Here is an 11,779-nt window from a genome sequence, read left to right as displayed (position 1 = left end):
CTTTCCGAGGCCCTCTGGCTTGTCCGGTCATTTTGGATGCGCCACTAGCGGAACGCCGCCAGTGCGGTGCGAAATTCGGTGCAGCCGAGTTCGCGCAGGGCAAATTTGCTTCGCCCAAGGAGATCAAATACAAAAGGGCTCCCGTGAGATGCAGGCGCCTCACGGGAATCGTGCGGGCGCCATGAAGGGATAAGGGTTACTTCTTTACCGCAATCCAAATCTCACAGGTGTAGTTCGGGTCCTGGGTATTGGCGGAAGGGTACACCTCCAGTTCCACGCCGTTGCCGTACGCGTAGCCGCTTTGGGGAAAGAACTCGGTGCAGATCTGCTGATAGGTCTTTTGGAACGCGTCGGGCATCTTGCCCTTGCAAGTAAAGACCGCATAGGTGTGAGCCGGGATTTCAATCACTTCCAGCCCCTTGTCCCTGAGCTCTGCTCCGTTGTAGGGTGCGCCGATGCCATAGGGAAACGCCGAGTCGTCCATCTCCCCGGAGAAGCAGATGCCCAGCATTCCGCCAATCTGCGGGAAATCGGCATATTTGCAGATCGCCTCCAGTGTGCCGTCTCGGCTGCACGCATCCCAAAAGGCCGAAATGTCGGCGGTGGCGGTGTCACCTTGGGGCTGCGTGACCTGCTTTTTCTTGCAGACGACCTTGAATGCGTCCCTCTTTTCAATCCTGTAATCCATGGTGTTGCCTCCTGTTAAAATCAGTTTGACGGACAGCCGGGAAAAGGATTTGACGCTCCCGCCCTGTCTTGCCTCGGTGGGGCTGATGTGGTGGAACCGGGCAAAGGCTCTGGAAAAGCTCTCAGGCGTGTCGTAACCGTATTTCATAGCAATATCGATGACCTTGCCGCCGGTCTGCTGCAAGTCGCAGGCCGCCAGCGTCAGCCGCCGCATGCGGATGTAATCGCCCAGTGTAAGGCCCAAAAGCATGCCGAACATTCTCTGAAAGTGAAAGGAGGAGGAGCAGGCCTGCTTCGCCACTTCCTTGTAGTCGATCTCTTCCGTCAAATGCGCTTCGGTGTAATCCAGCGCCCGCTGGATTCCTGTGATCCAATCCATAGGACCCCTTCCTTCCGTCTGAACTGATTATCGCACATCTGAGCCGTGAAAGCCTGACATCCTGTGCGTTCTGCTGTCAGGATAGCCGTCTCTCCATTTGATGTGTTTCTATTGCCAGGGCCCTCCGCAAAAACAAATAATTTATATAATTTATGGAAATCAAGCGCGGAAAGCAATTGTAGGAAAAGAAGCGCACATCTCTGCCTTTTATGGAGACGTGCGCTTTCTTCATCGCTTGGGTGTTATTTTAACACAGGCCGACATGATCCGCCAACTTTACCCAAAGGCAATTACATCATGCGCACACCAATGTCGATGCGCTTCCCGGGTGAGCCGGAGCGATTTATTTTCTGGCTTGTGTCCGTGCGAGTACCCATCCCATATGAAGCCCGCAATCGGGTAAAATACTGTCATTACTGCGACTGGAGGATTTTCCATGGACAACTACCAACTGACGCAAGACCAGATTACGGCCTACGGAGTGTGTCTGCGTACGGAAGAGCACGCCCCCAGCACCATCGAGAAATATTTGCGGGACACGCGGGCTTTTGCCGTGTGGCTGGAGGGCCGCCCGGTGACAAGGGAATTAGCGGCGGAGTGGAGAGACCGTTTGCTATCCAGCGGCCACAAGCCCAGTACCGTTAACTCCATGCTGGCCGCCGTCAACGGCCTGTTCCGCTTTTTGGGCTGGGGCATCCGGGTAAAATTTCTGAAGGTTCAGCGCCGGCTGTTCCGGGACCAGTCCCGGGAGCTGACCCGGGGTGAATACGACCTGCTGGTGAACACGGCCCGGGCCGCTGGAAAGGAGCGCCTTGCCCTGCTGATGGAGGCCGTCTGCGCCACCGGCGTGCGGGTGAGCGAGGTGAAGTATCTCACGGTGGAAGCTGCCCAGTGTGGCCGGGCGGAGATTGCCTTAAAGGGCAAGATACGGATGATTCTGTTGCCCAATAAGCTGTGCCGCAAACTCTTGAAATACGCCAGGAAACAGAAAATCGCCTCCGGCGAGATTTTTCTCACCAGAAGCGGGAGGAGCCTTTCACGGCGGCAGATATGGGCGGAGATGAAGCAGCTTTGTAAGGCGACGGGTGTAGCTTCGGAGAAAGTCTATCCCCACAATTTGAGGCATCTGTTTGCCCGGACATTTTACCAGGCCTGCAAGGACATCGCGCGTCTAGCCGACGTGCTGGGCCATTCCAGCATCGAGACTACCCGCATCTATCTTGTGACCACTGGAGCCGAGCAGGTCAGACAACTGGACCGCCTGGGACTTGTCTCATAGACAAAATCAACATTTTGCCTTGAAGCTATCGGCACTCCGGCCCCTTCAGCTACATATAGCATGGTTATTGTACTACGCAATCCTATGATTATCAAGGGGGATTGACACTTTTGGGCACAAAAACTCAAGCCGCTGAAACCTCGATTTTGCGGCTTGGTCTTTTTGCGCCCTTTTGCTGCTGCAATGAACCCTTGAATTCCTTATTTTTCCGTTTTTGGGCTTGCCGAAGTAAAAAAGCAGTGTATACCTGTATGCGAAATGTTGATTTTGTGATGTGGAGGTGATGTTGGTATGGATGCAAACATGTCCCTGTTGGATGCAATGGCGGTCCAGGCCGGGTGTGAGTTTCTGTCTGATCTGCGGTACATCGATGACCTTCAGCGGCTCCGGCTGGCCCGGGCACTGGAGAAGGTCAGTCCGCAGTCCGGGACGCTGTTCGAGTGGAACGACGCCCTGGAATATCTGACAGGTGAACCGCACCAACCGACCCCGGAGGCTGCAAAAGAACGGCTGATGTGCTCACTGGCCGCGCCCCGGACCAAGGGGTGGCAAGAAGAAAAAGGAGGAATTTGTACATGAAACGGCGACTAATAGCAAGTTTGTTGGCCGTGTGCCTGGTGGCGGGCCTGCTGCCCACCGTGGCGCTGGCCGCGGAGCCCTGCACGGCCACGGTGGGATGTACGCGGGAGGCCGGTCATGAGGGCGATTGCGTTCTTCCCTTTGCGAACAATGATGCTGGCGAAGCAGGTGATGAAGTGGACGGGGAACCCGCCTCGGCTAATGATGAGACCAGCGGCATTAACACAGACACAAATAATGTGCCTGCCCCGATGGACGATGCGGATAGCAACGCCTATTATGAAACAATTGATGTGATTGACCCGGTTGATATCACGGCGGTGGAGAGTGTGGGGGAACAGCCCGTTAAGATCGGTGAGACCGGCTATTCGACCCTCGCGGATGCCGTCAATGCTGCCGGAACTAATGGAGTTGGTACTGACGTCATCACCCTGACTGCCGACATCACCCTGACCGGCTCCATTATCGTACCCGAGAAGGCAACGTTCACTATCAAAGGCGAAGGCCACACGATTCAGTTCCCCGCCGGCGGCGTGTTCAAGCAGATTGACAAGAACAACTTGGAGGGCGTGACCGATGTTAATCTGACCTTTGAGAATGTCAACTTTGAGAACACCGCAGGCGAAAAGAACGGCTACGCCGTGATCACAGGCTTTGACGCCAGCGGCGTGATCCTTAACTTTACCGGCTGTACCTTCACAAACATGTGGGACGCTGTTTACAGCAATGTTATCTCCGACACGAATGTAAGTCAGAATGTTGTGAACATCACGGATTGCACCTTCTCCAACACCGCATGGGTCTACGGCCTTGATGACGGCTGCAATGCCGCATACGATCCGGCAGCGATCCGAAACAAGATCACCTACAACATTACCCCTGCAACGACGACCGGCACCGAAGGCGTTGGCGAGCGGTTTGCAACAGCCTCCATCACCACCGATGGTGTTGAGCGCGGTTACGCCACCCTGGCCGCCGCTGTGGCAGCGGTTGAAGACGGCGGAACGATTATTTTGCTGACGAATGCCAGCGGCAGTGGTATTGGCACTTTTCTAAATACAGCGAACGGCGCCAAAACTGCGGTGAAGGACTTTACCATCAATTTTGACAACCATACATACACCTGCACCGGCCCGGCGGTAGGTTCCATGGGCACCCAGAGCCAAGCCTTCCACCTGGAGTGGAAAGGGACTGGAAATGAAAATGCGAAGGTAACCTTGAAAAACGGCACGATTTCTTCGACAGCCGATTCCGGTGTGCGGATGCTCGTCCAAAATTACTGCGATTTGACACTGGACAATATGACGTTGGACGGTACCAATATCGGACGCGGACAATATACCCTTTCCAATAACTGCGGCAATGTGACGATTCAGAACTGTGAAATCATTGCTCCTAAGAATGGTTTTGCTTTTGATTCCTGCGACTATGCCAACTATACCGGCGTGTCGGTCACAGTCAAAGGGGAAAGTGAGATTCTCGGTAAGATTGAACGGACCAACCCCAATGGTGGGGAAAACAATGCACGTATTTCCGTCCAGAGTGGTACCTTCTCCGATGTAAGCGCACTGAATTATCTGGCTGCTGGCGCTGATGTAGCGGTGGAGCTGGGAGAGAGCGCAACACAATCTACGACCATTCCTGCCGACGCCACTGTGGCGCTGGACCTGAACGGCAAGACTCTCACCAATGAAGACGGCAAACATACCATTATCAACAATGGCACCCTGACCATTACCGGCGAGGGCACCGTGGACAATGTGAGCCACGGCAAGGGCGCTCTGGTGAACTACGGCACTGCGGTACTTAACGGCGGCATTTTCAAAAGAAGCGCTGAGACGGGCGTGGATGCTGCGACCAGCGGCGGGAACTCCTGGTACACCATTGATAACCAGGGCGTCATGACCATCAACAAAGGGGTCACCGTAGAGAACAGCGGCAAATTCTCCAGCATGATCCGCAATCTCGGCACGCAGGCTGGAGAGGGCGTGACTGCCGGCGTGTTGACCATTGAGGGCGGTTCCTTCACCGGCGGCCTGAACAATGTCAAGAACGACGACTACAGCACGCTGACGGTCACCGGCGGCACCTTTCAAACCGGCGCCCAGGCCAATATTATGAACTGGAATGTGGCCGAGATCAATGACGGTACGTTTACCAGCACAGCCGAGGAGGCTGTATGGAACGGCGTGTTGGAATCCGCCGGCAAGGGTCAACTGACCATCAAAGGCGGTACCTTTACAGGCGTTGAGCCCTATGGTGCGGTTGTGAACAGCGAGAAATATCCGGGCGGTACCATTCTCATCACCGACGGTTACTTCTCCCACAAGCCCGACAAGAGCTATATCGCAGAGGGCAAGGACGCCGTCGTCAGTGATAAGGCCGGCTATTACACGATTGGCGTATCCGAGGTCGATGTGGAAACCGCTGTCTCCGCCGGCGAACCAAATGTGAGTGTCCCCGATGGCACAGGCATCACTACCGATCAGGTGGCGACTGCCGCGAAGAGTGAAGCGACCACAAATACTCTGGCCGCAGCCGCAAGTGCCCTCGCCAACGATTCCTCGATTGTCGGCACTGAGGACGCGGCAAAGACCGCACTTGGCGACCTTGCAGATGACAGTGCCACCATTACGGTTGTGGTCCAGCCCTATCTGGACGTTGCCGTTGAGAAAATTGAGACGGCTGAGGACGGCTCCAAGACTATGACGTTGGAGATCGCGGCGAAGTACCATGTTGTCGCCACCACCGATCCCGACCATATCAAAACGGAGAGCGGTGAGGGCCAAAACGCCGTGGTCCTCAAGGAAGCGCAGACCCTGAATGTCACGACCCCGATCCAGATCACGGTCCCCCTTGCATCCAGCTTTGCTGATGGCGATGCGCAGTTCTATGTCCGGCACATCAAGAGCAGCACGAGGACCTATGTGTACAGCGCCACGAGGAACAATGACAGCACAATTACCTTCACCAATCCCAACGGTTTCAGCACCTTTGTGGTGACCACACAGGCCCCCGCCGCCAAGATCGGCGAGATTGGCTATACCACGCTCCAGGCCGCTGTGGACGCCGTGCAGAACGGCGAGACGATTACCCTGGTGAAGGACAACAGCGAGGCCGTGACGGTCGGCCGCACGGTGACCTTTACCCTTGACAAGGCTGGGAAAATCTTTAGCGGCACTGTGAAGGGCGCCAGCGCCCGCACGACGGTCCAGGAGGAGAACGGCATCTACACCTGCGTTTACAGCGCTCCCTCCGGCGGTGGTGGTTCTTCCACTACTACTTATGCCGTCTCCACGCCTTCCGGTGTGAAGCATGGCTCCGTTTCCGTCAGCCACAAAAATGCATCCAAGGGCACCGCGGTAACGATTACTGTCAAGCCGGATTCCGGCTATGAGTTGGATGACCTTACCGTCACCGACCAAAGCGGCGACGCCGTGAAGCTGACCAAGAAAAGCGATACCCAGTACACCTTTACCATGCCCGCCTCCAAAGTGGAGATCACAGTGAGCTTTGTGGAAGAGCCCGCCTTGACCACGCTGCCCTTCCTGGACGTGCAGACGGGCGACTGGTTCTATGACGCCGTGATGTTCGTATATGGCGAGGGCATGATGAACGGTACCAGCAGCACCACGTTCAGTCCCGATGCGACCACGACCCGGGGTATGATCGTGACCATTCTCCATCGGCTCGCGGGGTCGCCTGCGAGCCGGGAGAGCGCAGATTTCCTGGATGTGCCTGCCGGTCAGTATTATTCCGAGGCTGTTGCCTGGGCGTCTGAAAACGGGATTGTGAATGGTTATGACGACGGGAACTTCGGCCCGGACGACACCATTACCCGAGAGCAGATGGCGGCCATTCTGTATCGCTATGCCGGATTCCAGGGCTATGACATGAGCGCAAAGGCTGACCTGTCTGGTTTCTCCGACGCTGGGACGGTCAGCGGCTATGCACAGGAGGCCATCCGGTGGGCCAACGCCGCGGGCCTTGTCAGAGGCACCAGCACTACCACGATTTCTCCCAAGGCTGGGGCAACACGGGCCCAAGTTGCGGCCATCCTCATGCGCTTTTGTGAAAACGTCGTGAAATAATCCCCCGATCCCGTTTCCCGCCTATCGCGGGAGGGGGGCCTCCCGGCCCCCCTTTCTCCAAGCCCTCCAATCCTTTGGAGGGCTTGGAGAAAGAATGGCAAGGGACTCATTTGAACATGGGATGTTTGTCAGTGGGCCCTGTAAAACAGCCGGCCCTGAAAAAGGTGGGTTGCAGATGAAAGAAGAGTGTATTTTGGTGGCCGATCGTTTGGAACCCCGCTATATTGCAGAGGACGAAATATCCCGTGACGGTGGCCAATGGCCCGAGTATTGCCGCACACTGGTCGTCTGTGTGGACAGCTTTGAAAACGGCTTGGCGGAAGGGTGGCTGCACAGTTTCTGCCTGCCTGCGCCACGTCCCTTCCACAGCCTGGATCAATTATTGTTCTCGATGGAGGAAGTGCTGAATGAGAGCAGACTGGCCGAGCCGTGGAATATCACACGTACCTTGAGCGGCCGGAGGGCCCGAAAGCGCAAAAAGGGGCCCCTTCCGGAGGTGTCCCGCGGCTCTGCTCCAGTCGCTGCCTGGGATTTCCATGCTCTGCGGCCAAGGCGAGGAAAACTGGCGAGTTTTTATCTGCGGGTGTATTCCAGACAGAATGCTTCCATGCAAGGCATACTAATCCGAGCGGGAGACAGGGATAGCGCCACGGCCTTCCGCAGCGCCCTGGAGCTGATCCACATATTCCGCAGGGCTTTGGATCATAGCGAAAAAGGCGTAATCCCGATGGAACCGCACATCTTTCCAGAGGGCGGCAAGCGGTCTGACGAACGAGTGCGCCGAAAAACCAGGGAGCAATGACGATGAAAATCCTGTCCTATGAGTTCAACATGAGCACCGCTTGGGTGGAGCTGCGGTTGGCAGATGGAGCAGATGGAGCGGAATTGAGTCTGGATTTCGGCACGCAGATATGGTAGGATTAAAAACACCCATACGGAAGATATAGGAGGTACTGCAATGAGGCAGGACATGATCGTTATTTTGGACCTGGGCAGTGAGGAGAATCCGCGTCTGGCCCGCGAGATCCGCGCGCTGGGGGTCTACAGTGAGATCCATCCCCACGACATCACGCTGGAGGAGCTCAAGGCGCTTCCCAATGTAAAAGGCATCATCCTGAACGGCGGGGCCAACCGGATCGTGAACGGAGTGGAGATCGACGCGGCCAAGGAGATCTATAATTATGAGGTGCCGGTCCTTCTGGCCGACCACAAGGGGGACGCCCCCTGGCCGGACGACGGGGAGATGCGCAGAGAGGCGCTGTCTAATTTTGTCTTTGGACTCTGCGGCGCCCAGCCCAACTGGAATATGGAGAATTTTATCGCCGATCAGGTAGAGCTGATCCGCCGGCAAGTGGGGGAACGGAAGGTGCTGTTAGCGCTGTCCGGCGGAGTGGACTCGTCGGTGGTGGCGGCCCTGCTCATCAAGGCCATCGGCAAGCAGCTCACCTGCGTCCATGTGAACCATGGCCTTCTGCGCAAAGGGGAGCCGGAGCAGGTGGTGCGGGTGTTCCGGGACGAGATGGACGCCAACCTCATCTATGTGGACGCCGTGGACCGCTTTCTGGACAAGCTGGCGGGTGTGGCTGATCCGGAGACCAAGCGAAAGGTCATCGGCGCGGAGTTTATCCGGGTTTTTGAGGAAGAGGCACGCAAGCTCTCGGGCATCGAGTTCCTGGCCCAGGGGACCATTTATCCCGACATCATCGAGTCAGGTACCAAGACGGTCAAGGCGGTCAAATCCCACCACAACGTGGGGGGGCTGCCCGAGGACCTTGGCTTTGCGCTGGTAGAGCCGCTGAAGATGCTCTTCAAGGATGAGGTCCGCGCCTGCGGCAAGGCACTGGGGCTGCCTGATTCCATGGTCTACCGCCAGCCGTTCCCTGGCCCCGGACTGGGTGTCCGCTGCTTGGGCGCCATCACCCGTGACCGTCTGAAAGCCGTCCGGGAGTCCGACGCCATTCTTCGGGAGGAGTTTGCCAAGAACGGTCTGGAGGGCAAGGTGTGGCAGTACTTTACCGCCATCCCCGACATCAAGTCTGTGGGCGTCCGCGACAACAAGCGCGCCGACGAGTGGTGCGTTATCCTCCGTGCCGTCAACACCGTGGACGCCATGACCGCCACGGTGGAGAACGTCCCCTTTGACCTGCTCCAGCACATCACCAAGCGCATCACGAAGGAGGTTAAGGGCGTCAACCGGGTCTTGTTTGACCTGACACCCAAGCCCACCGGCACCATTGAATGGGAATAAGCAAAAAGTGGATATGAGGGCCCGCAAACCCTTGAAAATACTGACTTTTTGATTTTTCAAATCCCCATTTGATAGCAGATTGATAGCACTCGTTAAATCCCGATTTATTGCGTTTGAAACAAAAAATCGGGTGGCTTGCGAGTAGCCTGAAAATCCTCATCTTTTTATTCACAAGTAAAAGGTCTAACTGATTTTTGCTGATCAGTTAGACCTTTTTTATTTTGCCCTCATTTATCTGAATTTTCTGATTTTGCGCAACAAACGGCCTCTGCCGTGGCCTACAAGTGAGAGGGTCAGATCAGGCCCTCCGGCGGCACCTTGGCGCGGATCTGGCTGCTGTCGTACTCCGGGTAGTGGTAACGCCAGCGGTCATAGTCCTCCTGGGAAATCTCTCCGGTCTCCAGCTTGGCGGCCTGTTCCCGCCAGGCCCAGAGCATCTCGTGCAGCCGGGCAGCATCTTTGTTTTTACGGAAATCTACCTGCAAGGCAAGCTCACCATCTTGCTCCGTGATCTTCAAACCGTAGTTGTCCTCCAGGGTAAACAGGGTGTGCATGAGCCCCACATAGGAGTCTATATCCGGGACGGAGAGTGCATGGGGCGAGACATCCAGTACCTGCGCCAGGGCAGCAGTAAGGTCTGTCTTAGGAGTTCTTGACCCTGTTTCATACTGTGCCAGGCGCACATCGGCAGACTTCTCCGGGAAGCCCAGCGCCATGCCGAGATATTTTTGTGTCATCCCCCGCAGGAGACGGAAAAAGTGAATCCGTTCGCCAATCGCCATACATCCAGCTCCCATCTATAGTTGTTCTCATCTGAAACGTAGCATATTTGCTTAGTTTTGTCAAGATAATCTAAGCAAATTTATTTAACAATATTTCTTCTGAAAGGCTTGAACTAAGCTTATATGTATAGTATTATAAGGATACTAAGCTAATAAGCTTAGATAACATAGCGAATTAAATGGCCCGTCAGATTTTTGGTTGCGAAACCGAGAAAAAGTGGCGGACATAAGTAAGGAGGCATTTATGAAACACAACACTTGCAGGCCGCAGTCACCAACAACAAAGAAAGGAAGGAATTTACCATGGCAAATCAGATTTTTATGCGCGTCAATGAAGTGGCCGAGGAGCTGGGCGTATCCGTGCCCTATGCCTACAAGCTCATCCGGCAGATGAATGAGGAACTGGCGAAAACCGGCTGCATCACGATTTCGGGCCGGATCGACCGCAAATTCTTCCATGAGAAGTTCTATGGCACGAGAACTGAGACAGTAAGAAAGGGGGAGTAATCATGGCAGCGTTCAAGAACAAAGACAACGGCACCTGGTATGTGCAGTTCCGCTACACCGACTGGAAGGGTGAGCGCCAGCAGAAGCTCAAGCGTGGCTTTGCCACCAAGCGGGAGGCACTGGAATGGGAACGGGAGTTCCTGATGGAGAAGCAGGCCGATGTGAACATGACCTTTGAGAGCTTTGTTGCCCTCTATGAGAAGGACATCAAGCCCAAATTGAAACTCAACACCTGGCGCACCAAGGAGAGCATTATCCAGAAGAAGATCCTGCCCTATTTTGCCAAGCGGAAGCTGTCGGAGATCACATCCAAGGACATCATGCGCTGGCAGAACGAGATCCGGGAAATGCGGGACTGTCACGGCAAGCCCCTGTCCAAAACCTACCTGAAAACAGTTCACAATCAACTCAGCGCCATTTTTAACCACGCTGCCCGGTTTTACGGTCTGAACCTCAACCCGGCCCGACAGGCGGGAAACATGGGGGCGGAGGAACGGAAGGAGATGCTGTTCTGGACCCGGGAGGAGTACACCAGGTTCTCCGAGGCGATGATGGATAAGCCGCTGTCCTTCTACGCTTTTGAGGTGCTTTACTGGTGCGGTGTCCGGGAGGGCGAGCTGCTGGCCCTGACCCCGGCGGACTTCGACTTTGAGAAACGCACCCTCTCCATCAACAAGTCGTACCAGCGGCTCAACAAGCAGGATGTCATCACCACCCCCAAGACGCCCAAGAGCAACCGGGTGATCCAGATGCCCCAGTTCCTGTGTGATGAGCTCCAGGACTATCTCAAGCAGCTCTATGGCGTGGAGCCGGACAGCCGGATGTTCCCCATCAGCAAGAGCTATCTCCACCGGGAAATGGACCGCGGCTGCAAGCAAACGGGGGTGAAAAGGATTCGCATACACGATTTGAGACATAGCCACATCAGTTTGTTGATCGACATGGGCTTTACCGCCCTGGCCATCGCGGAGCGCGTGGGGCATGAAAGTATCGACATCACCTACCGCTATGCTCATCTGTTTCCCACCCGCCAGGTGGAAATGGCCGACAAACTGGATTCGCTGAAAAATGAGAAAGATTAACTATTAGAAGTCAACCCCCAAAATGAATGGCGGTGGTACAAAAACAGATGGTTCAAAAAAAGTATATCAAAGTAGAGGTCCGTTAGGACCCCAGGTGCCAGCGAGAGTAAGTTAGGCTACCAGACGGTACGGTTGTCTGGACTTC

At 55.4% G+C, this 11,779-nt stretch carries 9 protein-coding genes; 7 read left to right on the top strand and 2 right to left on the bottom strand.

Features of this window, described 5'->3' with window-relative positions; translation table 11 throughout:
- Positions 1-196: 196 nt before the first annotated feature.
- Positions 197-1,066 carry an AraC family transcriptional regulator gene (locus tag B3H64_RS09620; RefSeq protein ID WP_050618748.1) on the bottom strand — a complete coding sequence of 290 codons (870 nt, stop codon included), beginning with the start codon at positions 1,064-1,066 and terminating at the stop codon, positions 197-199.
- Positions 1,067-1,502: 436 nt separating this feature from the next.
- On the opposite strand from B3H64_RS09620, the gene B3H64_RS09615 reads away from it, so the two are divergent.
- From B3H64_RS09615 to guaA, 5 genes are all read left to right on the top strand, one after another.
- Positions 1,503-2,345 carry a tyrosine-type recombinase/integrase gene (locus tag B3H64_RS09615; protein ID WP_050618747.1) on the top strand — a complete coding sequence of 281 codons (843 nt, stop codon included), beginning with the start codon at positions 1,503-1,505 and terminating at the stop codon, positions 2,343-2,345.
- 291 nt (positions 2,346-2,636) lie between these two features.
- Positions 2,637-2,924: a hypothetical protein gene (locus tag B3H64_RS09610; protein ID WP_050618746.1), complete on the top strand. Its 288-nt coding sequence runs from the start codon at positions 2,637-2,639 to the stop codon at positions 2,922-2,924.
- Positions 2,921-7,015, top strand: a complete 4,095-nt coding sequence (locus B3H64_RS09605; protein WP_286734720.1) for an S-layer homology domain-containing protein — start codon at positions 2,921-2,923, stop codon at positions 7,013-7,015. The genes B3H64_RS09610 and B3H64_RS09605 overlap by 4 nt, the downstream gene beginning before the upstream one ends.
- 175 nt (positions 7,016-7,190) lie before the next feature.
- Complete coding sequence (locus tag B3H64_RS09600) at positions 7,191-7,817, top strand: hypothetical protein (protein WP_050618745.1); 627 nt, start codon at positions 7,191-7,193, stop codon at positions 7,815-7,817.
- Between the two features lie 156 nt (positions 7,818-7,973).
- Positions 7,974-9,263, top strand: coding sequence for a glutamine-hydrolyzing GMP synthase (gene guaA, locus B3H64_RS09595; RefSeq protein ID WP_050618744.1), 1,290 nt, complete (start codon positions 7,974-7,976; stop codon positions 9,261-9,263).
- Between the two features lie 293 nt (positions 9,264-9,556).
- On the opposite strand, the gene B3H64_RS09590 is transcribed toward guaA, so the two are convergent.
- A complete protein-coding gene (locus B3H64_RS09590) occupies positions 9,557-10,045 on the bottom strand; it encodes a helix-turn-helix domain-containing protein (RefSeq protein WP_286734718.1) in 489 nt (162 codons plus the stop codon).
- Between the two features lie 303 nt (positions 10,046-10,348).
- Between B3H64_RS09590 and B3H64_RS09585 the strand changes: the two genes are divergently transcribed.
- Positions 10,349-10,552: a DNA-binding protein gene (locus tag B3H64_RS09585; protein ID WP_286734716.1), complete on the top strand. Its 204-nt coding sequence runs from the start codon at positions 10,349-10,351 to the stop codon at positions 10,550-10,552.
- A 2-nt stretch (positions 10,553-10,554) separates the two neighbouring features.
- Positions 10,555-11,634, top strand: coding sequence for a site-specific integrase (locus B3H64_RS09580; protein ID WP_286734714.1), 1,080 nt, complete (start codon positions 10,555-10,557; stop codon positions 11,632-11,634).
- Positions 11,635-11,779: the final 145 nt, after the last annotated feature.

Origin of the sequence: Intestinimonas sp. UBA1698 (assembly GCF_002320075.1) — a bacterium.
GTDB lineage: Bacteria > Bacillota > Clostridia > Oscillospirales > Oscillospiraceae > Intestinimonas > Intestinimonas massiliensis.
The sequence above is the reverse complement of the archived record's forward strand: the minus strand, read 5'-3'. Positions and strand labels throughout refer to the sequence as shown.

Coding starts and splice junctions, on each gene's coding strand:
- B3H64_RS09615 (WP_050618747.1), top strand. CDS start 1,503: ATGGACAACTACCAACTGACGCAAGACCAGATTACGGCCTACGGAGTG.
- B3H64_RS09590 (WP_286734718.1), bottom strand. CDS start 10,045: ATGGCGATTGGCGAACGGATTCACTTTTTCCGTCTCCTGCGGGGGATG.
- B3H64_RS09610 (WP_050618746.1), top strand. CDS start 2,637: ATGGATGCAAACATGTCCCTGTTGGATGCAATGGCGGTCCAGGCCGGG.
- B3H64_RS09580 (WP_286734714.1), top strand. CDS start 10,555: ATGGCAGCGTTCAAGAACAAAGACAACGGCACCTGGTATGTGCAGTTC.
- B3H64_RS09620 (WP_050618748.1), bottom strand. CDS start 1,066: ATGGATTGGATCACAGGAATCCAGCGGGCGCTGGATTACACCGAAGCG.
- B3H64_RS09585 (WP_286734716.1), top strand. CDS start 10,349: ATGGCAAATCAGATTTTTATGCGCGTCAATGAAGTGGCCGAGGAGCTG.
- B3H64_RS09605 (WP_286734720.1), top strand. CDS start 2,921: ATGAAACGGCGACTAATAGCAAGTTTGTTGGCCGTGTGCCTGGTGGCG.
- guaA (WP_050618744.1), top strand. CDS start 7,974: ATGAGGCAGGACATGATCGTTATTTTGGACCTGGGCAGTGAGGAGAAT.
- B3H64_RS09600 (WP_050618745.1), top strand. CDS start 7,191: ATGAAAGAAGAGTGTATTTTGGTGGCCGATCGTTTGGAACCCCGCTAT.